At 71.5% G+C, this 23550-nt stretch carries 22 protein-coding genes; 13 read left to right on the top strand and 9 right to left on the bottom strand.

Translation table 11 applies throughout. The annotated features are described in order from the left end of the window. Positions 1-152: 152 nt before the first annotated feature. Positions 153-1562, bottom strand: coding sequence for an aminopeptidase P family protein (locus OG406_RS08480; protein ID WP_329190701.1), 1410 nt, complete (start codon positions 1560-1562; stop codon positions 153-155). A gap of 161 nt (positions 1563-1723) precedes the next feature. Here OG406_RS08480 and OG406_RS08475 point away from each other — a divergent pair, with 161 nt between their 5' ends. The 12 genes from OG406_RS08475 to OG406_RS08420 all read left to right on the top strand — a co-directional run bounded on the left by OG406_RS08475 (position 1724) and on the right by OG406_RS08420 (position 15835). Continuing rightward, a complete protein-coding gene (locus tag OG406_RS08475) occupies positions 1724-2875 on the top strand; it encodes an NAD(P)/FAD-dependent oxidoreductase (protein ID WP_329185058.1) in 1152 nt (383 codons plus the stop codon). Next, a complete protein-coding gene (locus OG406_RS08470) occupies positions 2872-3204 on the top strand; it encodes a (2Fe-2S)-binding protein (protein ID WP_329185056.1) in 333 nt (110 codons plus the stop codon). Before OG406_RS08475 ends, OG406_RS08470 begins: the two co-directional genes overlap by 4 nt. Continuing rightward, positions 3197-4621, top strand: coding sequence for an FAD-dependent oxidoreductase (locus OG406_RS08465; protein WP_329185053.1), 1425 nt, complete (start codon positions 3197-3199; stop codon positions 4619-4621). Before OG406_RS08470 ends, OG406_RS08465 begins: the two co-directional genes overlap by 8 nt. A gap of 130 nt (positions 4622-4751) precedes the next feature. Further along, a complete protein-coding gene (locus OG406_RS08460) occupies positions 4752-5651 on the top strand; it encodes a dihydrodipicolinate synthase family protein (protein WP_267049027.1) in 900 nt (299 codons plus the stop codon). Positions 5652-5705: 54 nt separating this feature from the next. Further along, complete coding sequence (locus tag OG406_RS08455) at positions 5706-6707, top strand: proline racemase family protein (protein WP_164371469.1); 1002 nt, start codon at positions 5706-5708, stop codon at positions 6705-6707. A 107-nt stretch (positions 6708-6814) separates the two neighbouring features. Beyond that, positions 6815-7504, top strand: coding sequence for a GntR family transcriptional regulator (locus OG406_RS08450; protein WP_164371468.1), 690 nt, complete (start codon positions 6815-6817; stop codon positions 7502-7504). Positions 7505-7583: 79 nt separating this feature from the next. Then, on the top strand, positions 7584-8582 hold the full coding sequence (locus OG406_RS08445) for a LacI family DNA-binding transcriptional regulator (RefSeq protein ID WP_203659742.1): 999 nt from the start codon (positions 7584-7586) through the stop codon (positions 8580-8582). Between the two features lie 167 nt (positions 8583-8749). Next, positions 8750-10105, top strand: coding sequence for an ABC transporter substrate-binding protein (locus OG406_RS08440; protein ID WP_081220351.1), 1356 nt, complete (start codon positions 8750-8752; stop codon positions 10103-10105). Between the two features lie 8 nt (positions 10106-10113). After that, complete coding sequence (locus OG406_RS08435) at positions 10114-11085, top strand: carbohydrate ABC transporter permease (RefSeq protein WP_266851334.1); 972 nt, start codon at positions 10114-10116, stop codon at positions 11083-11085. Continuing rightward, complete coding sequence (locus tag OG406_RS08430; protein WP_081220353.1) at positions 11082-11957, top strand: carbohydrate ABC transporter permease; 876 nt, start codon at positions 11082-11084, stop codon at positions 11955-11957. The genes OG406_RS08435 and OG406_RS08430 overlap by 4 nt, the downstream gene beginning before the upstream one ends. Positions 11958-11996: 39 nt before the next feature. Next, on the top strand, positions 11997-13598 hold the full coding sequence (locus tag OG406_RS08425) for a glycoside hydrolase family 13 protein (RefSeq protein ID WP_267049028.1): 1602 nt from the start codon (positions 11997-11999) through the stop codon (positions 13596-13598). Between the two features lie 53 nt (positions 13599-13651). Next, a complete protein-coding gene (locus OG406_RS08420; RefSeq protein WP_267049029.1) occupies positions 13652-15835 on the top strand; it encodes a discoidin domain-containing protein in 2184 nt (727 codons plus the stop codon). On the opposite strand, the gene OG406_RS08415 is transcribed toward OG406_RS08420, so the two are convergent. The 4 genes from OG406_RS08415 to OG406_RS08400 are packed head-to-tail and all read right to left on the bottom strand — an operon-like array spanning position 15804 to position 19229. Next, on the bottom strand, positions 15804-16616 hold the full coding sequence (locus OG406_RS08415) for an ABC transporter ATP-binding protein (protein WP_164371465.1): 813 nt from the start codon (positions 16614-16616) through the stop codon (positions 15804-15806). The genes OG406_RS08420 and OG406_RS08415 overlap by 32 nt on opposite strands. 23 nt (positions 16617-16639) lie before the next feature. Beyond that, positions 16640-17449, bottom strand: coding sequence for an ABC transporter permease (locus OG406_RS08410; RefSeq protein ID WP_164371520.1), 810 nt, complete (start codon positions 17447-17449; stop codon positions 16640-16642). A 5-nt stretch (positions 17450-17454) separates the two neighbouring features. After that, positions 17455-18261, bottom strand: coding sequence for an ABC transporter permease (locus OG406_RS08405; RefSeq protein WP_326841950.1), 807 nt, complete (start codon positions 18259-18261; stop codon positions 17455-17457). Further along, entirely contained in the window at positions 18258-19229 is a 972-nt protein-coding gene (locus OG406_RS08400; protein ID WP_329185046.1) for an ABC transporter substrate-binding protein, read from the bottom strand. The genes OG406_RS08405 and OG406_RS08400 overlap by 4 nt, the downstream gene beginning before the upstream one ends. 185 nt (positions 19230-19414) lie before the next feature. Here OG406_RS08400 and OG406_RS08395 point away from each other — a divergent pair, with 185 nt between their 5' ends. Continuing rightward, positions 19415-20230 (top strand): IclR family transcriptional regulator domain-containing protein, encoded by an 816-nt coding sequence (locus OG406_RS08395; RefSeq protein WP_164371462.1) that lies wholly within the window; start codon positions 19415-19417, stop codon positions 20228-20230. Here OG406_RS08395 and OG406_RS08390 read toward each other — a convergent pair. The 4 genes from OG406_RS08390 to OG406_RS08375 form a co-directional block, all read right to left on the bottom strand. Beyond that, positions 20181-21116, bottom strand: coding sequence for a PDR/VanB family oxidoreductase (locus OG406_RS08390; RefSeq protein ID WP_329185044.1), 936 nt, complete (start codon positions 21114-21116; stop codon positions 20181-20183). The two genes, OG406_RS08395 and OG406_RS08390, sit on opposite strands and share 50 nt — an antisense overlap. Then, positions 21113-21292, bottom strand: a complete 180-nt coding sequence (locus OG406_RS08385; RefSeq protein WP_164371460.1) for a hypothetical protein — start codon at positions 21290-21292, stop codon at positions 21113-21115. The genes OG406_RS08390 and OG406_RS08385 overlap by 4 nt, the downstream gene beginning before the upstream one ends. Continuing rightward, positions 21289-22353 carry an aromatic ring-hydroxylating dioxygenase subunit alpha gene (locus OG406_RS08380; RefSeq protein ID WP_329185041.1) on the bottom strand — a complete coding sequence of 355 codons (1065 nt, stop codon included), beginning with the start codon at positions 22351-22353 and terminating at the stop codon, positions 21289-21291. Before OG406_RS08380 ends, OG406_RS08385 begins: the two co-directional genes overlap by 4 nt. Positions 22354-22612: 259 nt before the next feature. Continuing rightward, positions 22613-23470 carry a YhjD/YihY/BrkB family envelope integrity protein gene (locus OG406_RS08375; RefSeq protein WP_329185040.1) on the bottom strand — a complete coding sequence of 286 codons (858 nt, stop codon included), beginning with the start codon at positions 23468-23470 and terminating at the stop codon, positions 22613-22615. Between the last annotated feature and the right edge of the window lie 80 nt (positions 23471-23550).

Here is a 23550-nt window from a genome sequence, read left to right as displayed (position 1 = left end):
CGCCCGCTGCGCGCACGATGTGTGCGCGGAGCCTTCCGACTACCCCTGAGAAGACCCCGTACGCGGGCGAAGTGGCCTACGCCGGCGGCTCGTTGGGCCGCTCAGGGGTGTCCGACGGTGACCCGGACCGTGCACCCCGACACTCGTCGCGGCTATCCCGCGTGCTCCCGCATCCACGCCTCGACCTCGTCGGCCGAGCGCGGCAGAGCGCCCGACAGGTTCTCGTAGCCGTCCGCCGTGACCAGGAGGTCGTCCTCGATCCGGACGCCGATGCCCCGCCACTCCTCGGGCACCGTCAGGTCGTCCGGCTGGAAGTACAGGCCCGGCTCCACGGTGAGGACCATGCCCGGCTCCAGGACACCGCCGACGTAGTCCTCGTTGCGGGCCTGCGCGCAGTCGTGCACGTCGAGTCCGAGCATGTGTCCCGTGCCCGCCATGGTGAAGCGACGCTGCAGACCGAGGTCGAACGCCCGCCGCACCGGGCCCTCGACGAGCCCCCAGGCCACCAGCCGCTCGGTCATCGACCACTGGGCGGCGTCATGGAAGGCGCGGTACGGGGCGCCGGGCCTCACCGCCGCCATGCCGGCCTCCTGCGCCTCGTACACCGCGTCGTAGATCTCCCGTTGCAGCGGTGTGAACGTGCCGCTGATCGGGAGGGTGCGGGTCACGTCGGCGGTGTACAGCGTGCGGGTCTCCACGCCCGCGTCGAGGAGCAGCAGTTCACCGGGGCGGACGGGGCCGTCGTTCTCCACCCAGTGCATGATCGTGGCGTGTTCGCCGGCCGCGCAGATCGAGCCGTAGCCGACGTCGTTGCCCTCGACCCGGGCGCGCCGGAAGAACGTGCCCTCGATCCACCGCTCCGACGTGGCGACGGCCTGCGACAACTCCCGTACGACGTCGACGAATCCGCGCACGGTGGAGTCCACCGCACGGCGCAGCTCGCCGATCTCCCACGCGTCCTTCACCAGCCGCAGCCCGGACAGCGCCTCCTCCAGCTCCGCGTCCCGCTCCTCGTCGGTGACGAGAGCCGCGTCGATCGCGGGGGCGTGCCCGCGTACGACGCGGGTCGGGACGCCGGTGTCGGCCAGGTCCTTGGAGAGCGTGCGGATGTCGCGGCAGGGGAGCCCGAGCACCTGCTCCGACTCGGCGAGGGAGCGGCGCCTGCCCATCCACAGCTCGGCCGTCATGCCCGTCCAGAACTCGTCGCTGTCCCGGCTGTCACGGGGGAGCTGATAGCAGTGCGCGTCGTGACCGCCGTCCGCCCGCGGCTCCAGCACCAGCGCTCCGTCGCGGGCCTGATCGCCCGTCATGTGGACGTAGCCCGAGTACGCGCGGAACGGGTAGTGGGTGTCGTTCGACCTGTTCCGGAGGCCGCCGGACGGCACGACCAGCCGCTCGCCCGGGAACAGGGCGGACAGTGCGGCACGACGCCGGGCCGCGTGCGCCGCCTGCTCGCCCGGCAGCAGGTCGCCCCGCTCGGTGTCGGCCCAGCCCGTACGCATCAGGGCGGACAGCTCGTCGGAGATTCCACGGTAGAGACCGTTCTTCCGGGCCTTGGCCACGGCGGACACCTTCTTCTTCAGCTCGTCTCGGTCAGTGCGGGTCACGGCGGTCGGGGCGGCCCGGTGTGTCGCGGGAACGCGGCCGGCGGGGCGTCCACGCAGCGTGTCCGCTCGCGGCGCCGACCATTCCGTACGACAGAAGCATGTGACATAGTACTGATGTGAGCAAGCCCCTTACCTGCGATGTCGTGGTCGTCGGCGCCGGAATGGTGGGAGCCGCCTGCGCTCTGTACGCGGCTCGCGCCGGCCTCGACGTGGCCGTGGTGGACCGCGGCCCGGTCGCCGGCGGCACGACCGGCGCGGGCGAGGGGAACCTCCTCGTCTCCGACAAGGAACCCGGCCCCGAACTCGATCTGGCCCTGCTCTCCGGGCGGTTGTGGGCCGACCTCGCCGAGGAGCACGCGGCGGCGGTCGAGTACGAGGCCAAGGGCGGGGTCGTCGTGGCCTCCACGCCCGACGGGCTGGCCGCGCTGGCGACGTTCGCGACCGCCCAGCGCGCGGCCGGTGTCCTGGCCGAACCGGTCACCGCCGACCGGCTCCACGACCTGGAACCGCACCTGGCCCCCGGCCTCGCGGGCGCCGTGCACTACCCGCAGGACACCCAGGTGATGCCCGCCCTCGCCGCCGCCCGCCTCGTCCGGGCCTCGGGCGCGCGGCTGTTCACGGGGCACACCGTGACCGAGGTGCTGCGGGCGCGGGACGGATCGGTCCGCGGGGTGCGCACCGACCGGGGTGACCTGCACGCGCCGGCCGTCGTCAACGCGGCCGGGACCTGGGGCCGTGAGGTGGCGGCCCGCGCCGGTGTCGGCCTTCCCGTCCTGCCCCGCCGCGGGTTCGTCCTGGTGACCGAACCGCTGCCGCGCCGCGTCCGGCACAAGGTGTACGCCGCGGACTACGTCGCCGACGTGGCCAGCGACTCGGCCGCCCTCCAGACCTCACCGGTGGTCGAGGGCACGGCGGCCGGCCCGGTCCTGATCGGCGCCAGCCGTGAACGCGTCGGCTTCGACCGCTCGTTCTCGCTGCCCGTCGTCCGCGAACTGGCCGCGGGCGCCACCCGGCTCTTCCCCTTCCTGGCGGAGGTGCGCGCCCTGCGGACCTATCTCGGCTTCCGGCCGTATCTGCCGGACCACCTGCCCGCGATCGGCCCGGACCCCCGGGCGCCCGGCCTCTTCCACGCCTGCGGCCACGAAGGCGCGGGGATCGGTCTGTCCACCGGGACCGGTCACCTCCTCGCGCAGGTCATGACCGGCGCGACACCCGACCTCGACCTCGCGCCGTTCCGGCCCGACCGCTTCCCCGAGGAGGCCGTGTGAACCCGCTGGAACTCGCCGGGGCCGAGCCCGGACCCGCGTTCACCGTCACCCTCGACGGCCGCGAGATCGAGGCACTGCCCGGCCGTACGGTGGCCGCCGCGCTGTGGGCCGAGGGCGTCACCTCCTGGCGCACCACCCGCGACTCCGGCAGGCCGCGCGGTGTCTTCTGCGGCATCGGCGTCTGCTTCGACTGCCTCGTCACCGTCAACGACCGCCCCAACCAACGGGCCTGCCTGGTCCCCCTGGAACCCGGCGACGCGATCCGCACTCAGGACGGCACCGGCCACGACACGGGCCGCGGTCAGGAAGGCACGGGCCACGATGACTGACGGACGGCACCACCTGGCGGTGATCGGCGCGGGCCCCGCGGGGCTCGCCGCGTCCCTCGCCGCGGCGGCCCGCGGGATCCGCGTGACGCTGATCGACGCGGGCGTCACCGCGGGCGGCCAGTTCTACCGGCGCCCCGCACCCGGTCTGCGCGCCCGTCGTCCCGGCGCCCTGCACCACCGGTGGCGCACCTGGGAGCGGCTGGAGGAAGGGCTCGCGCGGCACCTGGAAGCGGGCACGGTCGAGCATCTGACGGATCATCATGTCTGGCTGGTGGAAGGCGCGGTGGCCGGGGGCGACAGCGGCACGGCGCCGGCCTTCGCGGTGCACGCCCTGCTGGGCCCCCTCCAGGAACGCTCCGTCGTCGTACGGGCGGACGCGGTGCTCCTCGCCACCGGCGGATACGAGAAGGTGCTGCCGTTCCCCGGCTGGACCCTCCCCGGTGTCGTGACGGCGGGCGGGGCCCAGGCCATGCTCAAGGGCGGACTCGTCGTACCGGGCCGCACCGCCGTCGTAGCCGGGACCGGGCCGCTGCTGCTGCCGGTGGCGACCGGACTGGCCGCCGCCGGGGCCGACGTCGCCGCGCTGGTGGAGTCCGCCGACCCGCGCGCCTTCGCCCGCCGGGCCGCCGCCCTGGCGGCCCAGCCCGGAAAGATCGCCGAGGGCGCGGGGTACGCGGCCCGACTCCTGTGCCACCGCGTCCCGTTCCTCTCCCACCACACCGTGGTCGAGGCGCACGGCGACGAGCGGCTCGACGCCGTCACCGTCGCCGCGCTCGACGCCGACGGACGGGTCAGGGCCGGTACCGAGCGGCGCATCCCCTGCGACACCCTCGCCGTCGGCCACGGCATGATCCCGCACACCGATCTCGCCGGGGCGCTCGGCTGCCGTACCGACGGACTGCGGGTGGACGTCGACGACGAGCAGCGCACCGACGTGCCCGGTGTCTGGGCCGCGGGGGAGACCACCGGTGTCGGCGGTTCCGCCCTCGCCCTGGCGGAGGGACACATCGCGGGCTGGTCGATCGCGGCCCGGCTCTCCGGTACCGCACCCGACCCGCGTGCGACGACCCGCGCGATCCGCTCCCGTACGCGCCTGCGGGCCTTCTCCGGGGCGCTCGACACCGTGTACGCGCCGCCCGCGCACTGGACGGACCAGGTCACCGACGACACCGTCGTGTGCCGCTGCGAGGAGGTCACGGCCGGCCCGATCCGCGAGGCCGTCGCCGACCTCGGCGCCGGTGACGTCCGCACCGTGAAACTCCTCACCCGCGCCGGGATGGGATGGTGCCAGGGCCGGATGTGCGAACCGGCGGTGGTCGGCCTCGCGGGCTGCGAACCGACCCCCGCACGCAGGCTGTTGGCGCGCCCGGTACCGCTCGGCGTGCTCGCGAGGGCCGGAGAGGAACCGGATGACTGAACGCCGGACTCCGGCCCCCTCCGCCCGGCCGCCGACCGTGCGCCGCCCGTCCCCGTCCTGAGCCTCACCTGAGGCCCTCCACTCGGGCTTCAGTAAAATGTCACACCCTATCGAGAGGGATGAGTACGTCATGACGGTCACCCCCGACCACCGCCCCTGGCGCGGAGTTCTCGTCGCCACCGCGCTCCCGCTGAACGACGACCTCTCCGTGGACCACGACCGCTACGCCGAGCACTGCGCCTGGCTGGTCGAGAACGGCTGCGACGGCGTCGTGCCCAACGGCTCCCTCGGCGAGTACCAGGTCCTCACACCCGAGGAACGCGCCCGGGTCGTCGAGACCGCCGTCTCCGCGATCGGCGGGCAGCGGGTGATGCCCGGGGTCGCCGCCTACGGCTCCGCCGAGGCGCGCCGCTGGGCCGAGCAGGCCGCCGAGGCGGGCTGTGGCGCCGTGATGCTCCTGCCGCCCAACGCCTACCGGGCCGACGAGCGGTCCGTCCTCGCCCACTACGCCGAGGTCGCCCGGGCGGGCCTCCCCGTCGTCGCGTACAACAACCCCATCGACACCAAGGTCGACCTGGTGCCCGAGCTGCTCGCCGAGCTGTACGCGGCCGGTTCGATCCAGGGCGTCAAGGAGTTCTCCGGGGACGTGCGGCGCGCCTACCGCATCGCCGAACTCGCCCCGGACCTCGATCTGTTGGTCGGGGCCGACGACGTCCTGCTGGAACTCGCCGTGGCGGGCGCCAAGGGCTGGGTGGCCGGCTACCCGAACGCGCTGCCCAGGGCGGGCGTCGAGCTGTACCGCGCCGCCGTCGCCGGAGACCTCGACACGGCCGGCAAGCTCTACCGGCAGCTGCATCCGCTGCTGCGCTGGGACTCCCAGGTCGAGTTCGTCCAGGCCATCAAGCTGTCCATGGACATCGTCGGCCGCCACGGCGGCCCGGTCCGCCCGCCCCGCGTACCGCTCCTGCCCGCCCAGGAGGCGGCCGTCAGGTCGGCCACGGAACGGGCCGTCGCCGCCGGTCTCGTCTGAGCGGCGGCCGGCCCGCCGCTCGTCCGTCCCCCGCCGACACCACCCAGGAGTGCCATGCGCAGCAAACTCGTCCTGCACGCCGTCGACTCGCACACCGAGGGCATGCCCACCCGGGTGATCACGGGAGGCATCGGCACGATCCCGGGCGCGACGATGAACGAGCGGCGGCTGTACTTCCGTGAGCACCGCGACGACATCAAGCAGCTCCTGATGAACGAGCCGCGGGGGCACGCCGCGATGAGCGGCGCCGTCCTCCAGCCGTCCACCCGGCCGGACTGCGACTTCGGCGTGATCTACATCGAGGTCTCCGGCTACCTCCCGATGTGCGGACACGGCACGATCGGTGTCGCGACCGTACTGGTGGAGACGGGCATGGTCGAGGTCGTCGAGCCGGTCACCACGATCCGGCTCGACACCCCGGCGGGCGTCGTCGTCGCCGAGGTCGCCGTCGAGGACGGCGCGGCGAAGGAGGTGACGCTGCGGAACGTGCCCTCGTTCTCCGTCGGCCTCGACCTGAAGGCCACGCTCGCCGATGGGCGCACGGTGACCTACGACCTCGCGTACGGCGGGAACTTCTACGCGATCCTGCCGCTGGAGCAGTTCGGACTGCCCTTCGACCGCTCCCGCAAGGACGAGATCCTCGCGGCCGGGCTGGCCCTGATGGACGCGGTCGAGGACGGGGGCGGGCCCGTGCACCCCGAGGACCCGTCCATCCGCGGCTGCCACCACGTCCACCTGTACGCCCCCGGGGCGACGGCCCGTCTCTCGCGCCACGCGATGGCCATCCACCCCGGCTGGTTCGACCGGTCGCCGTGCGGGACGGGTACCAGCGCGCGCATGGCCCAGCTGCACGCGCGGGGCGAACTCCCGCTGCACACCGAGTTCGTGAACGAGTCGTTCATCGGGACACGGTTCACCGGACGGCTGCTCGGCGAGACCGAGGTGGCCGGGATCCCCGCGGTGCTGCCCAGCTTCACGGGCCGCGCGTGGATCACCGGGACGGCCCAGTACCTGCTCGACCCCACCGATCCGTTCCCGGCCGGGTTCGTCCTGTGAGCGGCCCGCCCCGGGGACGTAGATACTGGTGGTCCGAGTAGGACGTGACATGGCACCCGGCCGGTGCGGCGACAAGGCGACGCACCGGCCCGTACGAGGAGACCCCGATGGCCGCCCAGCGCAGCAGCGCACCTTCCGCCGCTCCCGCCCTGCCCTCACTGGGCGGGAAGCGGAGCAGCTATCGCGAGCGCGTGGCCGACGCGCTGCGGGCGGCCCTGATCGCGGGCGAACTGCGGGCCGGCGAGGTCTACTCGGCGCCCACGCTGGCGGCGCGCTTCGGTGTGTCGGCGACGCCGGTCCGCGAGGCGATGCTCGATCTGGCCAAGGAGGGACTGGTCGACACGGTGCCGAACAAGGGGTTCCGGGTCACCGCGGTCTCCGAGCGGCAGCTCGACGAGTACACGCACATCCGCTCCCTCATCGAGATCCCCACGGTCGTGCGACTGGCGACCACGGCGGACCCCGTCTCCCTGGAGGCCCTGCGTCCCGCGGCCCGGGAGATCGTGACCGCCGCGGCGGCCGGCGACCTCATCGCGTACGTGGAGGCGGACATCCGCTTCCACCTGGGCCTCCTGGCCCTCGCGGGCAACGCGCACCTGGTGGAGGTCGTCGGCGACCTGAGGAAGCGCTCGCGCCTGTACGGGCTCACGGCGCTCGTCGAGGCAGGCCGGCTGGAGGCTTCGGCGGAGGAGCACCTGGAGCTTCTCGACGCCCTCCTGGACCGCGACGAGCAGGCGGTGCGCGCGGTGATGACCCGCCACCTGGGGCATGTCCGGGGGCTGTGGGCCGCTCCCTGAGGGGTCGCCGAAAGGCCGTTCGTGAAGTGGCCGGTCCGTTACGCAAGCAGCTTGCATTTCTTGCGCTATTCTTGCGGTCATGACGCGACGACTTGCTCAGGTGGCGAAGAAGGTCGGGGTCAGCGAGGCCACGGTCAGCCGGGTGCTCAACGGCAAGCCCGGAGTCTCCGATTCCACCCGGCAGGCGGTTCTCTCCGCCCTGGACGTCCTCGGCTACGAGCGGCCGACCCAGTTGCGCGGCGAACGCGCGCGGCTCGTGGGGCTGGTCCTGCCCGAGCTGCAGAACCCGATCTTCCCGGCCTTCGCCGAAGTGATCGGCGGGGCGCTCGCCCAGCTCGGTCTCACGCCCGTGCTGTGCACCCAGACCAAGGGCGGCGTCTCCGAGGCCGACTATGTGGAACTGCTGCTTCAGCAGCAGGTCTCCGGCGTGGTCTTCGCCGGCGGTCTCTACGCGCAGGCGGACGCTCCGCACGACCACTACCGGCAGCTCGCGGACCGCAACATTCCGGTGGTGCTGGTCAACGCGGCCATCGAACACCTCGGATTCCCCTGCGTCTCCTGCGACGACGCGGTCGCCGTCGAACAGGCCTGGCGCCATCTCGACTCCCTCGGCCACGAGCGCATCGGCCTCGTCCTCGGCCCCGGCGACCACATGCCCTCGGGCCGCAAGCTCGCCGCCGCGCGCGCCCTCGCGCCGCAGCTGCCCGACGAACACGTCGCCCGGGCGATGTTCTCGCTGGAGGGCGGCCAGGCCGCGGCCACCCGGCTGCTCGACCGGGGTGTCACCGGCATCATCTGCGCGAGTGACCCGCTCGCGCTCGGCGCCGTACGGGCCGCCCGCCGCAAGGGACTCAGTGTGCCGGGCGAGATCTCCGTCGTCGGCTACGACGACTCGGCCTTCATGAACTGCACCGAACCCCCGCTGACCACCGTCCGCCAGCCGATCGAGGCGATGGGGCGCGCCGCGGTGGAACTGCTCAACGCACAGATCGGCGGCAGCAGTGTGACGGCCGAAGAGCTCCTGTTCGAGCCGGAGTTGGTCGTGCGCGGGTCGACGGCGCAGGCCCCCCGCGGCTGAAGTTTCCCGCAACCATACGCCACAGGGATCCCTGTCGCTGTCAAATAATTACAGATTCTGCGCGACATCTTGCGGACGGATGTCGTCGGTGCTTGAGTGTGCGGCGCCAGAACACGGCGGCGAGCCCGCCGTGGGCCTTCCTCGCTCCAGCCCGAAGGGGTCCACCAATGAGAAGCACCGGGTTCCGCCGTACCTTCGTCACGCTCATGGCGTCGTCCGTCGTGCTCAGCGCCGCCGCGTGCGGTTCGAGCGACGACGACGGCAAGGCGGCCGACGGAAAGACCCGTATCACCGTCAACTGCGAGCCGCCCAAGAGCGCCAAGGTCGACCGCTCGTTCTTCGACGCCGACACCAAGGCCTTCGAGAAGGCCAACCCGAACATCGACGTCGTCAGCCACGACGCGTTCCCCTGTCAGGACCCGAAGACCTTCGACGCCAAGCTCGCCGGCGGCCAGATGGAGGACGTGTTCTACACGTACTTCACCGACGCCAAGCACGTCGTCGACGTCAACCAGGCCGCCGACATCACGAGTTACGTCAAGGACCTGAAGAGCTACAGCACCATCCAGCAGCAGCTGCGCGACATCTACACCGTGGACGGCAAGATCTACGGCGTCCCGCGCACCGGCTACTCGATGGGCCTCATCTACAACAAGGCGCTCTTCAAGAAGGCCGGCCTCGACCCCGACAAGCCCCCGGCCACCTGGGAGGAGCTGCGCGCGGACGCCAAGAAGATAGCCGCGCTCGGCAAGGGCACCGTCGGCTACGCCGACTACAGCGCCCAGAACCAGGGCGGCTGGCACTTCACCGCCGAGCTCTACTCGCAGGGCGGCGACGTCGTCAGCGAGGACGGCAAGAAGGCCAACATCGACACCGCCGAGGGCAAGGCCGTCCTGCAGAACCTCAAGGACATGCGCTGGAGCGACAACTCCATGGGCAGCAAGCAGCTGCTGGTCATCAACGACGTCCAGCAGATGATGGGCTCCGGCAAGCTCGGCATGTACCTCTCCGCGCCCGACAACATCCCGATCCTGGTCAAGGAGAAGGGCGGCAACTACAAGGACCTCGGCCTGGCTCCGATGCCCGGCGGCAAGGGCACGCTCATCGGCGGCGACGGCTACATGTTCAACAAGAAGGACACGCCGGCCCAGATCAAGGCGGGCCTCAAGTGGCTCGACTCCATGTTCCTGACGCCCGGCGACGGCTTCCTCGGTGACTACGCCCGCGCCAAGCAGAACAACGCCCCGGTCGGCCTGCCCGAGCCGCGCCTGTTCACCGGCGCCGCGGACGCCAAGGACCAGGAGGTCAAGAAGGCGAACGCGAACGTGCCGGTGGAGAACTACCAGGCCTTCCTCGACGGCAACCAGAGCCTCGACATGAAGATCGAGCCGCCGCAGGCCCAGCAGATCTACTCCGTCCTCGACGGCGCGGTGTCCGCGGTCCTCACCAAGAAGGACGCCGACATCGACCAGCTCCTCAAGGACGCCTCCGGCAAGATCGACTCCATCCTGGCCCGAGGCTGACACCGTTCATGAAGACCGCATCGAAGCCCCCCGCAGCGTTCCCTCCGGCCGCCGTCGGCGCGCCGGAGGCGCCGCGGTCGGCAGGACGCCGGCCCGGGACCCCCTGGCGCCGGCGCCTGGCCGACCAGGCCCGCGCCTACGCGTTCCTCATCGGCGGTGTGCTCTGCTTCGTCCTGTTCTCCTGGTACCCGGCGATCCGCGCGGTCGTGATCGCCTTCCAGAAGTACACGCCCGGCAGCGGCGGTGAATGGGTCGGCACCGCCAACTTCACCCGGGTCTTCCACGACCCGGAGTTCACCGCCGCCTGGCGCAACACCCTCACCTTCACCGTGATCGCCCTCCTCATCGGCTTCGCGGTGCCCTTCGTACTGGCGCTGGTCCTCAACGAACTGCGGCACGCGAAGGCCTTCTTCCGCGTCGTGGTCTATCTGCCGGTGATGATCCCGCCGGTGGTCAGCGCCCTGCTGTGGAAGTGGTTCTACGATCCCGGAGCGGGCCTCGCCAACGAGGCGCTGCGCTTCCTGCACCTGCCGACCTCCAACTGGTCCAACGGCGCCGACACCGCACTCGTCTCGCTGGTCATCGTGGCCACCTGGGCCAACCTCGGCGGCACCGTCCTCATCTACCTCGCCGCGCTGCAGAGCATCCCCGGCGAGCTGTACGAGGCGGCCGAGCTGGACGGCGCGAGCCTCCTCCAGCGCGTCCGGCACGTGACGATCCCGCAGACCCGCTTCATCATCCTGATGCTGATGCTGCTGCAGATCATCGCCACCATGCAGGTGTTCACGGAACCGTTCGTGATCACCGGCGGCGGCCCCGAGGACAAGACCGTCACGGTGCTCTACCTGATCTACAAGTACGCCTTCCTCTACAACGACTTCGGAGGGGCCTGCGCGCTCAGCGTCATGCTGCTCGTCCTGCTGAGCGCCTTCTCCGCGGCGTACCTGAGGCTGACCCGCTCGGAAGGGGACGACGCATGAGCACGCGCACCCTGGTCTCCCCGCTCACCCTGGCCCGCCCCCGCGGCAAGGCCGTCTACTGGACCGTCTTCTGCGGCGTGGTCCTGCTCTTCGCGCTGGCCTTCCTGTTCCCCGTCTACTGGATGGTGACCGGCGCCATGAAGTCGCCGGACGAGGTGACGCGCACACCGCCGACCCTCGTCCCCGACACATGGCACCTGTCCGGCTACACCGACGCGTGGGACCTGATGGACCTGCCCACGCACCTGTGGAACACGGTCGTCCAGGCGGCGGGGGCCTGGATCCTCCAGCTCGTCTTCTGCACCGCCGCCGCGTACGCCCTCTCCAAGCTGAAGCCCGCCTTCGGCAAGGTGATCCTCGGCGGCATCCTCGCCACCCTGATGGTCCCGGCGCAGGCCCTGGTCGTACCGAAGTACCTGACGGTCGCCGACCTGCCCCTCATCCACACCAGTCTGCTGAACGACCCGCTCGGCATCTGGCTGCCGGCCGTCGCCAACGCCTTCAACCTCTATCTCCTCAAACGCTTCTTCGACCAGATCCCGCGCGACGTCCTGGAGGCCGCCGAGATCGACGGCGCCGGGAAACTGCGCACCCTGTGGTCGATCGTGCTGCCGATGTCCCGGCCCGTCCTCGGCGTCGTGTCGATCTTCGCCCTGGTCGCCGTGTGGCAGGACTTCCTCTGGCCGCTGATGGTCTTCTCCGACACCGACAAACAGCCGATCAGCGTGGCACTCGTCCAGCTGTCGCAGAACATCCAACTGACCGTGCTCATCGCCGCGATGGTGATCGCGAGCATCCCCATGGTCGTGATGTTCCTGGTCTTCCAACGGCACATCATCGCCGGGATCAGCGCGGGCAGCACCAAGGGCTGACGCCTGTACGTGACCTCCTCGAACGAAAGGCATCGCACCGTGGGACAGCCCCGCCCTGCCCGAAATCAGTCCGCGTGGTGGCGATCCGCCGTCATCTACCAGGTGTACGTCCGCAGCTTCTCGGACGGCGACGGCGACGGCACCGGCGACCTCGCGGGTGTCCGCGCCAGACTTCCCTATCTCGCCGAACTCGGCGTGGACGCACTGTGGTTCAACCCCTGGTACCGCTCGCCCATGGCCGACGGCGGTTACGACGTCGCCGACTACCGCTCCATCGACCCGGCCTTCGGGACGCTCGCCGAGGCGGAGAAGCTCATCGCCGAGGCCCGTGAACTGGGCATCCGCACCCTGGTCGACATCGTGCCCAACCACGTGTCCGACCAGCACCCGTGGTTCCAGGCGGCCCTGGCGGGCGGCCCGGAACGCGAGCTGTTCCACTTCCGCCCCGGCCGCGGCGAGAACGGCGAACTCCCGCCCAACGACTGGCCCTCCCAGTTCGCCGGCTCCACCGAACCCGTGTGGACCCGGCTGCCCGACGGCGACTGGTACCTGCACCTCTTCACCCCCGAGCAGCCCGACCTCAACTGGGACCACCCGGCCGTCCGGCAGGAGCACGAGGAGATCCTCCGCTTCTGGTTCGACCGGGGCGTCGCGGGCGTCCGCATCGACTCGGCCGCGCTGCTCGCCAAGGACCCCGAGCTGCCGGACTACGTCGAGGGCGTCGACCCGAACCCGTACGTCGACCGCGACGACCTGCACGACATCTACCGCTCCTGGCGGTCGGTCGCCGACGCCTACGACGGGGTCTTCGTCGGCGAGGTCTGGCTCCCCGACACCGAACGCTTCGCCCGCTACCTGCGCCCGGACGAGCTGCACACCGCGTTCAACTTCTCCTTCCTGTCCTGCCCCTGGGACGCGGCACGGCTGCGTACCTCCATCGACGACACCCTCGCGGAGCACGCGCCCGTCGGGGCGCCGGCCACCTGGGTGCTGTGCAACCACGACGTGACCCGCACGGTCACCCGCTACGGCCGCACCGAGACCGGCTTCGAGTTCACCGCCAAGGCCTTCGGAACCCCCACCGACCTCGCCCTCGGCACCCGAAGGGCCCGGGCCGCCGCCCTGCTCTCGCTCGCGCTGCCCGGCTCCGTGTACGTCTACCAGGGCGAGGAACTCGGCCTGCCCGAGGTCGAGCTGCCGCTGGAGAGCATCCAGGACCCGATGTACCTCCGCTCCGGCGGAACGGACCCGGGCCGCGACGGATGCCGGGTGCCCCTGCCCTGGCAGGCCGAGGCGCCGCACGCCGGGTTCGGCGGCGACCCGTGGCTCCCGCAACCCGCCGACTGGCCCGGCTACGCGGCCGACCGGCAGGCCGAGGACCCCGACTCGATGCTGAGCCTGTACCGGACCGCCCTCGGCATCCGCCGCGCCGAACCCGGATTCGGCGACGGCCCCCTCACCTGGCAGCCCGCACCCGAGGGCGTCCTCGCCTTCGCCCGCACCGACGGCCTGCTCTGCGTCGTCAACCTGGCCGACGGCCCGGTCGAACTCCCGGAGCACTCCGAACTCCTGCTCGGCAGCGCCGCGCTGGACGCGGACGGCTTCCTCCCACCGGACACGGCGGTGTGGCTGCGCGCCTGACGCCGCCGGACCGCGCACCGCTGCCCCCACCCCCACCTCGAAGGGATCAGCACATGCACAGCACCACTGTCGGACGTGTCGGACGCGTGCCCCTCGCCTGCGCCGCGGCCGTCGCCCTCGCCGCCGGGATGCTCGCCGCCACCACGGCCCACGCCGCGGTGGCGGCGGCCGGCGCGAGTCTCCCCTTCACCTCGGTCGAGGCGGAGTCGGCCACCACGACGGGCACGAGGGTCGGCCCCGACTACACCCAGGGCAGCCTCGCCTCGGAGGCCTCCGGCCGGCAGGCCGTCCGCCTGTCCGCGGGCCAGCGCGTCGAGTTCACCGCCCCGCGCGCGGCCAACGCCGTGAACGTCTCCTACAGCGTCCCCGACGGCCAGTCGGGGACGCTCGACGTGTACGTCAACGGAACCAGGATCTCCAAGACGCTCGCGGTCACCTCCAAGTACTCCTACGTGGACACGTCCTGGATCGCCGGCGCCAAGCAGCACCACTTCTTCGACAACGCCCGGCTGCTCCTCGGCCAGAACGTCCAGGCGGGCGACAAGATCGCCTTCCAGGCCACCTCGACCCAGGTCACCGTCGACGTGGCGGACTTCGAACAGGTCGCCGCCGCCGCGGCCCGGCCCGCGGGATCGGTGTCCGTCACCGACAAGGGCGCGGACCCCAGCGGGCAGGGCGACTCCACCCAGGCCTTCCGGGACGCCATCTCCGCCGCCCAGGGCGGCGTCGTGTGGATCCCGCCGGGCGACTACCGGGTGACGTCCTCGCTCAGCGGCGTCCAGAACGTGACCCTCCAGGGCGCCGGCGGCTGGTACTCCGTCGTCCACGCGTCCCGCTTCATCGACCAGGGCGGCTCCTCCGGCGGCGTCCACCTCAAGAACTTCGCCGTCATCGGCGAGGTCACCGAGCGCGTCGACTCCAACCCGGACAACTTCGTCAACGGCTCCCTCGGACCCGGCAGTTCGGTCTCCGGGATGTGGATCCAGCACCTCAAGGTCGGCCTCTGGCTGACCGGCAACAACGACAACCTCGTGGTGGAGAACAACCGCATCCTCGACACCACCGCCGACGGCCTCAACCTCAACGGCAACGCGCACGGCGTCCGCGTGAGCAACAACTTCCTGCGCAACCAGGGGGACGACTCGCTCGCCATGTGGTCGCTGAACGGCGCCGACAGCAACTCCAGCTTCGAGAGCAACACCATCTCGCAGCCCAACCTCGCCAACGGCATCGCGATCTACGGCGGCACCGACATCAGCGTCAAGAACAACCTGGTGTCCGACACCAACGCCCTCGGCAGCGGCATCGCCGTCTCCAACCAGAAGTTCCTCGACCCCTTCTCCCCGCTCGCCGGCACCATCACCGTCGACGGCAACACCCTGGTGCGCACCGGGGCGGTCAACCCCAACTGGGGTCACCCGATGGGCGCGCTGCGGGTCGACTCCTACGACAGCGCGATCAACGCGAGCGTCAACATCACCAACACGACCATCACCGACAGCCCGTACAGCGCCTTCGAGTTCGTCTCCGGCGGCGGCCGCGGATACGCGACGTCCAACATCAACGTGACCGGGGCGACCGTGAAGAACACCGGGACGGTCGTCGTCCAGGCCGAGACCCCGGGCTCCGCGAAGTTCAGCAACGTCCAGGCCACCGGCGTCGGCGCGGCCGGCATCTACAACTGCCCCTACCCGAGCGGCTCCGGCACCTTCACCGTCACCGACGGCGGAGGCAACTCCGGCTGGAGCAGCACCTGGTCGAACTGCTCGGCGTGGCCGCAGCCCGGCCAGGGAACCCCGCCGCCGGACCAGAACGCCAACCTGGCCAAGGGCCGGCCGGCCACCGCCACCGGCTCCCAGGACGTCTACACCCCGGGCAGAGCCGTCGACGGGGACGCCAACAGCTACTGGGAGTCGAGCAACAACGCCTTCCCGCAGGCCATCACGGTGGACCTCGGCTCCGCCCAGGCGGTTCGCCGCGTCGTCCTGAAGCTGCCGCCCGCCACGGCCTGGGCCGCCCGCACCCAGACCCTGTCCGTGCTGGGCAGCACCGACGGCTCCGGCTACTCCACGGTGGCCGGCTCGCAGGGCTACCGCTTCGACCCGGCGAGCGGCAACACCGTGACGATCCCGTTGCCGGCCGGCACGAGCCTGCGCTACCTCCGGCTGAACGTCACGGCGAACACCGGCTGGCCCGCGGCGCAGCTCAGCGAAGTGGAGGCGTATCCGTCCGCGTGAGGACCTCCCCGCGCTTCGCCGCCTGGATCTGCTCGTACACATGGGTCCGCAACTCGGCGAAGCGCGGGGCCACGCGCGTGTGCAACTGGTCCCGCTCGTCCGGCAGATCCACCGTCAGCTGCTCCCGCACCACGGTGGGGGAGGCCGACAGGATCAGGACCCTCTCGCCGAGATAGACGGCCTCGTCGATGTCGTGCGTCACGAACAGGATGGTCATCCCGCGCTCCCGCCACAGCCGGCGGACCAGGTCCTCCAGGTCGGCGCGGGTCTGCGCGTCGACCGCCGCGAACGGCTCGTCCATCAGCAGCACCTCGGGCTCGTAGGCCAGGGCCCGGGCGATGGCGACCCGCTGCTGCATCCCGCCGGACAACTGCCACGGATAGGCGCCGGCCGCGTCCGACAGGCCGACGGACTCCAGCGCGTCGGCGACGAGTTCGCGCCGCCGGCCCCTGCCCAGCCTCTTCTGCCTCAGGGGCAGTTCGACGTTCTCGCCGACCCGCATCCAGGGGAAGAGGCTGCGTCCGTACTCCTGGAAGACGAAGGCCATGCCGGGCGGCGGCCCGCTCACCGGGCGCCCGGCGAGCCGCACCTCGCCCGCCGTCGGGGTGAGCAGCCCGGCCATGCACCTGAGCAGGGTCGTCTTGCCGCAGCCCGACGGGCCGACCAGGCAGACGAGTTCACCCGTGTCCACGGTGAAGGTGAGGTCGCGGACCGCCTCCACCCGGCGCCCCGCCCCCTCGTAGACCTTCCGCAGGCCGGTGACGACCAGAGACGCGTGCATGGACCGCCCTTTCGCGAGCGTCGTCACGGGGACCGCCGGGAGGAGTCCCGCAGACCGTGGTACCAGCCGAGCACCCGGCGCTCCACGAGCCGGAGGACGACCGAGAGAAGGAACCCGAGCAGACCGAGGACGAGGATCCCGGTCCACATGTCGGGGATCGCGAAACCGCGCTGGAACTGCACGATGGTGAAGCCGAGACCGTTGCTGGCCGCGAACATCTCGCTGATGACCATCAGGATGATCCCGATGGACAGGGCCTGGCGCAGCCCCGCGAAGATCTGCGGGCTCGCCGCGGGCAGCACCACCGCGCGCATCCGTGCCGGGCCGGTGATCCCGTACGAGCGGGCCGTCTCGGACATCACGGAGTCGACGGCCCGTACCCCCTCGACGGTGTTGAGCAGGACCGGCCAGACGCAGCCGCTCGCGATCACCGCGATCTTCATGGTGTCGCCGATCCCGGCGAACAGCATGATGACGGGGACGAGGACGGGCGGTGGCACCGCGCGCAGGAACTCCAGGACGGGTTCGCACACGGCCCGCACCGTCCGGTAGGAGCCGATGAGCGTGCCGAGGGCTATCCCGGCGACGCCGGCCACCGCGTAGCCGGCGAGGAGCCGCAGCAGACTGGGCAGCAGGTCGGCGCGGAGCCGGTCGCCCGTCCAGACGTCCGGGAACGTCTTCAGGATGGTGCGCAGCGGTGGCCAGTACACGTTCGTGCTGCCGTCCGAGGCGAGCCACCACACGGCGACGAGCAGGGCGGGGAGCGCGACGACGAACAGCGCCCGCAGCAGGAGGACCCATCCCCGGTTCGGCCGGGTGCGGCCGGTGGGCACGTCCGTCACACCGCCACCTCCCCGCGCACCGACTGGTGCCAGGCCAGCGCGTGCCGCTCCACCGACCGGGCCCCCACGTTGATGAGCAGCCCGAGCAGACCCGTGACGACGATGAGCGCGTACATCTCGGGGACCGCCTGCGAGGCCTGGGCGACCGCGATACGTGCCCCCAACCCCGGTGCGCCGATGACGAGTTCGGCGGTCACGGTGAGGATCAGGGCGACGGCCGCGGCGAGCCGGACGCCGGTCATCACGTAGGGGAGGGCCGTCGGCCACAGGACGTGGCGCACCCTCGCCCAGGTGCCGAGTCCGTACGAGCGCGCCGTCTCCTCGGCCACCGGGTCGACGTCCCGCACGCCGTACATGACCTGGACGAGGACCTGCCAGAAGGAGGCGTACACGACGAGGAGGAGCACCGACCGCAGTTCGGTGCCGTAGAGGAGCACGGCGAGCGGGATGAGGGCCACCGAGGGGATGGGGCGCAGGAACTCGATCGTCGAGGCGGTCGCCTCCCGCAGATACGGCACCACCGACACGGTCACCCCTGCGACGATGCCCGCGCCGACCGCGATGGCGAGGCCAAGGGCCCAGCCGGTGAGGGTGTCGCCGAGGTCCGTCCAGAAGGCGCGCTCGCCGATCTCGTCGACGAGCGCGCCGGCGATGCGGCTGGTGGGCGGGAAATACCGCTCCTTGACGATGCCGAGCCGCGGCACCACTTCGCCGAGGGCGAGGAAGGCCGCGAGCCCGGCGGCGCCCAGAACGGCGTTCGGGACCCGTGCGGCGCCGCCCGCGTGTGGCTGCCTCCGCTTCACGGCAGCAGCTTGTCCAGGTCGGGCGCGGTCTTGAACAGCCCGTCCTGCTGCCCGAGTTGCTCCAATGCCTCGATCGAGGCGCGGTTCGCCCCGGCCGGCCACTTCGGCAGCGTCACCTTCGCGAGGACGGCCGCCGGGATCTTCGTGTACGTGGTGACGATCGCGCGGACCTCGTCCGGGTGGGTGTCGGCGTAGGCGAGGGACTCGGCCGTCGCCGCCTGGAACTTCTTGACGGTGTCGGGGTGCTGCTGCGCGTACTGGTTCGAGGTGAAGTACATCGCGACGGTGAGGTCCTTGGCGACGTCGACCAGGGACGAGGCGATCTCGGTGGCGCCCTGGCTCCTGACCGTGGCGAGCGCGGGCTCGACCACCATGGCGGCGTCGATCTGGCCGCTGTCGAGGGCCGCGGGCATCTGGTCGAAGGCCAGCTCGACGAACTTGACCTTCGCCGGGTCGCCGCCGGCCTTGCGCACGGACTCGCGCACGGCCGTCTCGTTGATGTTCTTGAGGGTGTTGACGGCGACCTTCTTGCCCTCCAGCTGCTTCGGCGAGCTGATCGCACTGCCCTTCTTGACCGTGATGGCGCCGAAGTCCTTGCCCGTGACGCCCGTCGAGGCCACTCCGTTGGCGATGGCGCGCACGGGAACGTTGTTCGACTGGGCGACCATCAGTGAGGTCATGTTGGAGAAGCCGAACTGGAACTGGCCCGAGACGACCCCCGGCACGATCGCCGCGCCGCCCTGTGCCGTCGTCAGTGACAGCTTCAGTCCGTGCTTGGCGTAGAAGCCCTTCTTCTGGCCCAGATAGACGGGGGCGACATCGACGATGGGGATGACGCCCAGCTTGACCGTGGTGGTGCCGCCGGACGACGCGTTCTTGTCCGAGGCGCCACCGCCGTCGGACGAACCGCAGGCCGACGCGGCGACCAGAAAGGTTCCGACCGCGATACCGGCGAGCAGACGACGCATGGCTCCTCCTGTGCAGACGTAAGTGTTCCGACAGGTTGTGCGCAGACCGCACAATGGTGCACAGCGCGAAGGTAGAACCCCGCCGGAGCCGGGTCAATGGCTCTGGCTGACAATATTGTTGACAGTTGTCGAAGTGTGCTCCCGGTCGCGCGGGGAGTGCTCCGCGCGTCCCTCTGGAGGCGACGATGTCCGCGGCTGCCCGAGCGCCCCACTTCGTCCGGTCCTTCGAACGCGGGCTGGCCGTGATCCGCGTCTTCGGCGCCGACCGGCCCGAACTGACCCTCAGCGAGGTCGCGCGGGGCTGCGGCCTGACCCGTGCGGCGGCGCGCCGGTTCCTGCTCACCCTGGCCGACCTCGGCTACGTCCACACGGACGGCCGGACCTTCCGGCTCACCCCACGCGTCCTGGAACTCGGCTACGCCTACCTCTCGGGCTTCACCCTCCCCGAGATCGCCCTGCCCCATCTGGAACAACTCGCCGAAACGGTCGGGGAGTCGAGCTCCCTGTGCGTCCTCGACGGCGACGACATCGTGTACGTCGCGCGGGTCCCCACCCGGCGCATCATGGCGGCGACGATCACCGTCGGCACCCGCTTCCCGGCCCATGTCACCTCCGTGGGCCGGGTGATCCTCGCGCATCTCACGGACGAGGAGACCGACGTCCGGCTGGCCCGCGCCGACCTGCGGCCCCTCACCGCGCGGACCCTCGTGTCGGCGGACCGCCTGCGCACGGAGCTGCGCCGAGTGCGGCGGCAGGGGTACGCCATCGTCGACCAAGAGCTGGAGGAGGGCCTGCGGTCGGTCGCCGCCCCGGTGCGGGACCGGGACGGCGTGGTCGTGGCCGCCGTGAACATCCCCGTGCACGCCAGCCGCAACACCCTGGACTCCGTCCGCCGTGACCTGCTGCCCCATCTGCTGGCCACGGTCGGGCGGATCGAGGCGGACCTTCGGGTCACAGGTCCAGCACGAGCCTCTTCCCCCGGCAGCGGGACACACAGATGAGCATCGTCTCGCCGGCCTCGCGCTCCTCGTCCGAGAGCACCGCGTCCCGGTGGTCCGGCGTGCCGTCGAGCACGTCCGTCTCACAGGTCCCGCAGGTGCCCTCGGTGCAGGAGAAGAGCACCTCGACGCCGGCGGCGCGCACGGCGTCGAGCACCGAGACCCCGGGGGCGACGGTCACGCTGCGTCCGGACCGCTCCAGTACGACCTCGAACTCCGCCTCCCCGCACGCCTCCTGGGGCTTGGGACGGAACCGCTCGACGCGCAGCACCTCCGCCGGGCAGGCCGCCTCCACCGCGTCGAGGAGCGGCCCCGGACCGCAGCCGTAGACGAGGGTTCCGTCGGGGACGCCGTCCAGCACGGAGGCGAGATCCAGCAGACCCGACTCGTCCTGCGGCGCGAGCGTGACCCGCTGCCCGTACCGCTCCAACTCCTCGGTGAACGCCATGGATTCACGGGAGCGTCCGCCGTACAGCAGCGTCCACTCCGCGCCCGCCGCGTCGGCGGCGGCGAGCATCGGCAGGATCGGCGTGATGCCGATGCCACCCGCGACGAACCGGTAGCGCGGCGCGGGCGTGAGAACGAAGTGGTTGCGCGGTCCCCGGACCCGGACCACCGACCCCTGCGTCAACCGCCCGTGGACATGGGCGGATCCACCCCGGCCGTCCGGCTCCCGCAGCACCGCGATCCGCCACTCCCGGCGCTCCGCCGGGTCCCCGCACAGGGAGTACTGGCGTTCCAGGCCGGGTTCGAGGACCACGTCGACGTGTGCTCCCGGCTGCCAGGGCGGGAGTTCCGCGCCCCGGGGGTCGCGCAGGGTCAGGGCGACCACGCCGTCGGCGACGGACTCCCGCCGTGCGACGACGAGTTCGGCCTCGTACGTGTTCATGAACCGCCGTCCCCCGCTCCGCCGGTCTCGTGCCCCTCGGGATGGGCGAGCATCCACTCCCACATCGCGATCGGGTCCTCGGCGGTGTGCTCGGCGCCGCAGTGGCAGGTGCCGTGCAGCACGTCCGTGCCCGGCAGCCAGTCCACGCGGTAGATCTCCCCGGTCGGGCCGCTCACAGGGCCTTCTCCACCGGCTTGTCGCCCTCCTCGGCCAGCCGGGCCAGGATGCGGCGGGCGGCGAGGCCGCCGGTGTCGATGTTGATGCTCAGCTCCTGGTAGCCGGAGCGTTCGGTGCCGAGCGTCCGCTGGAGGAGGTTGAGCGCGTCGACGTCCTGCATCACCACCGTGTGGTTGAACTCCCGCAGAAAGGCGGTGACCTCCTCGTCCTCACGGGCGAAGTCCCGCGAGACGGCCCAGAAGTCGTACACCGCGCCGTCGGCGGACGGCGTGATGGCGTACGTGATCTCGGTGTGGAAGGCGTTCGGGTCGCTGCCGTCCGGCTCCGGCGCCACCCCGACCGGCGCGATCCTGCTGTGCAGCAGATAGAGACACGGCGCGTGGTACTCGATGTCCTGCCAGCGGGTGATGCGGCCCTCGATGCCGGTCGAACGGGCGTAGAAGGGCGGGCACTCGGCGTCGTCCATGTGCCGCGAGACCCGCACGATCCCCGCGCCCTCGTCGACCTCGGTGGAGATCGGGGTCTCCGCCACCTCGGGCGTCCCGATGTACCCGCCGTGCAGGTACGTCTCGTGGGAGAGGTCGAGGAGGTTGTCCACGAGGAGGCCGTAGTCGGCGTCGATGGGTTCCATGCCGCTGACCGTCGTCCACTCCGGCGCGTCCATGTGCCGGGCACGCGGCACGGCGTCCGGGTCGGCGAGCGCCGGGTCGCCGATCCACACCCAGACGAACAGGTCCTGCTCGACGACCGGGTAGGCGGCGACCCGGGCGGTGCGCGGTATCCGTTTCTGCCCCGGCACATACACGCACGTCCCGGTCGTGTCGTAGGTGAAGCCGTGGTAGCCGCAGACGATCCGGTCGCCGTCGAGCCGGCTCTCGGAGAGCGGGAAGCGGCGGTGCACACACCGGTCCGACAGCACGACGGCCCTCTCGTCCTCCTCGCTGCGGTAGAGGACGAGCGGCTCCCCGAGGACCGTCCGGCCGAGCAACTCGCGCCCCACCTCGTAGGTGTAGGCGACGACGTACCACTGGTTCCTGGCGAAGGAGGTCGTGTGCGGCATGGAGCGGCTCCCGTCTCTGGGTCGTGGCGTCATCGTCGGGACGGACTCCGCGGCCCCGCAACACCACTTCCGCCCGGCGGAAGACGTGCCCGCTCCGCGGCAGGCCCCGAGAGGACGCCGACGCCGGTCCGCCCGGCCTCGACGACCACGGGGCGGCCTTCGAGCACGGCGAAGAGACCGGGGGACCGCCCGCACCTTCGCGGCGACCGGCCCCCGGCGCTCCCGGCACGCGGCCCTCAGCGCTCGCGGCGTCCGGCCGTCATCCCTCCCGGCGGCCGGCCCTGCGTCTCCTCACCGCTTCGGCCACCGACGGGAGTTCCTCGTACAGGAGCCGTCCGACCAGGGCGCCGTCGAACACGACGACTCCCACGCCGACCAGCCAGGACTGGACGACCAGGGCGGTGCCGAAAGGGCCGTAGGTGACGGCGCTTGAGGCGATCAGGGGCGAGAACACGAGGCGGGAGAAGACGCGCAGGCCCAGCAGGCCGAGGGCGGTCAGGACCGCGCCCGGCAGCAGCGCCGGCCAGGAGACCCTGCCGCCGAGCAGCACCCACTGCGACCACCAGAAGAAGAGGACGGCGCTCAGCGTCGCGGCCAGCGTTCCGGCGGCCGAGTGGCGCCACAGGGTGGTCGTGGCGGTCAGGAAGAGCGAGCCGACCAGCACGGCGAGCCAGAGCACATGGCGCCATCGGGCGTACCAGCGGGCCGGGGTCAGGTCCCAGACCTTCTCGTAGCCCGTCTGCACCGCCGCACCGAAGCTGAGACCGAAGACGGCGAGGGCGGCGAGGCCGAAGGCCGTCGTGGTCTGCAGGACCTGGCCGGGCCGCGTGAACAACTGCGCGACCTGTTCCCGCGCGGGCCGGGACACACCGAGACCGTCGCCCAGCCACTCGGCGAACCCCCGTCCGTGCGCCGGGTCCGCCGCGGAGACGACGATCAACAGCGGTACCAGGGTGAGGAATCCGAGCGCCGCGAAGCCCAGCGATCTCGACGCCAGCTCGACCTCCGTGCTCCGCCGCCAGCCCCGCCCGACGGGTGAATCACGCAGCGCGCGGCCCAGCCGGGTCCGTGGGGGCGGGCGGTCGGCGTCGGCTTCGCCGGGAGACGTCTTCGGCATGCAGGTCGACTATCACAGGTGCCGGCCCCTCCGACAGGGCCCGGAACAAGGTGCCTTGGCCCCGTCCGTGCCACATCGGT

It is taken from the genome of Streptomyces sp. NBC_01428, from assembly GCF_036231965.1.
Taxonomy (GTDB): domain Bacteria; phylum Actinomycetota; class Actinomycetes; order Streptomycetales; family Streptomycetaceae; genus Streptomyces.
The sequence above is the reverse complement of the archived record's forward strand: the minus strand, read 5'-3'. Positions and strand labels throughout refer to the sequence as shown.

What these genes read in the sequence shown, in the direction of transcription:
- OG406_RS08455 (WP_164371469.1), top strand. Translation starts at nt 5,706, where the DNA reads ATGCGCAGCAAACTCGTCCTGCACGCCGTCGACTCGCACACCGAGGGC.
- OG406_RS08415 (WP_164371465.1), bottom strand. Translation starts at nt 16,616, where the DNA reads ATGCACGCGTCTCTGGTCGTCACCGGCCTGCGGAAGGTCTACGAGGGG.
- OG406_RS08395 (WP_164371462.1), top strand. Translation starts at nt 19,415, where the DNA reads ATGTCCGCGGCTGCCCGAGCGCCCCACTTCGTCCGGTCCTTCGAACGC.
- OG406_RS08460 (WP_267049027.1), top strand. Translation starts at nt 4,752, where the DNA reads ATGACGGTCACCCCCGACCACCGCCCCTGGCGCGGAGTTCTCGTCGCC.
- OG406_RS08390 (WP_329185044.1), bottom strand. Translation starts at nt 21,116, where the DNA reads ATGAACACGTACGAGGCCGAACTCGTCGTCGCACGGCGGGAGTCCGTC.
- OG406_RS08400 (WP_329185046.1), bottom strand. Translation starts at nt 19,229, where the DNA reads ATGCGTCGTCTGCTCGCCGGTATCGCGGTCGGAACCTTTCTGGTCGCC.
- OG406_RS08445 (WP_203659742.1), top strand. Translation starts at nt 7,584, where the DNA reads ATGACGCGACGACTTGCTCAGGTGGCGAAGAAGGTCGGGGTCAGCGAG.
- OG406_RS08375 (WP_329185040.1), bottom strand. Translation starts at nt 23,470, where the DNA reads ATGCCGAAGACGTCTCCCGGCGAAGCCGACGCCGACCGCCCGCCCCCA.
- OG406_RS08420 (WP_267049029.1), top strand. Translation starts at nt 13,652, where the DNA reads ATGCACAGCACCACTGTCGGACGTGTCGGACGCGTGCCCCTCGCCTGC.
- OG406_RS08440 (WP_081220351.1), top strand. Translation starts at nt 8,750, where the DNA reads ATGAGAAGCACCGGGTTCCGCCGTACCTTCGTCACGCTCATGGCGTCG.
- OG406_RS08430 (WP_081220353.1), top strand. Translation starts at nt 11,082, where the DNA reads ATGAGCACGCGCACCCTGGTCTCCCCGCTCACCCTGGCCCGCCCCCGC.
- OG406_RS08450 (WP_164371468.1), top strand. Translation starts at nt 6,815, where the DNA reads ATGGCCGCCCAGCGCAGCAGCGCACCTTCCGCCGCTCCCGCCCTGCCC.
- OG406_RS08380 (WP_329185041.1), bottom strand. Translation starts at nt 22,353, where the DNA reads ATGCCGCACACGACCTCCTTCGCCAGGAACCAGTGGTACGTCGTCGCC.
- OG406_RS08435 (WP_266851334.1), top strand. Translation starts at nt 10,114, where the DNA reads ATGAAGACCGCATCGAAGCCCCCCGCAGCGTTCCCTCCGGCCGCCGTC.
- OG406_RS08465 (WP_329185053.1), top strand. Translation starts at nt 3,197, where the DNA reads ATGACTGACGGACGGCACCACCTGGCGGTGATCGGCGCGGGCCCCGCG.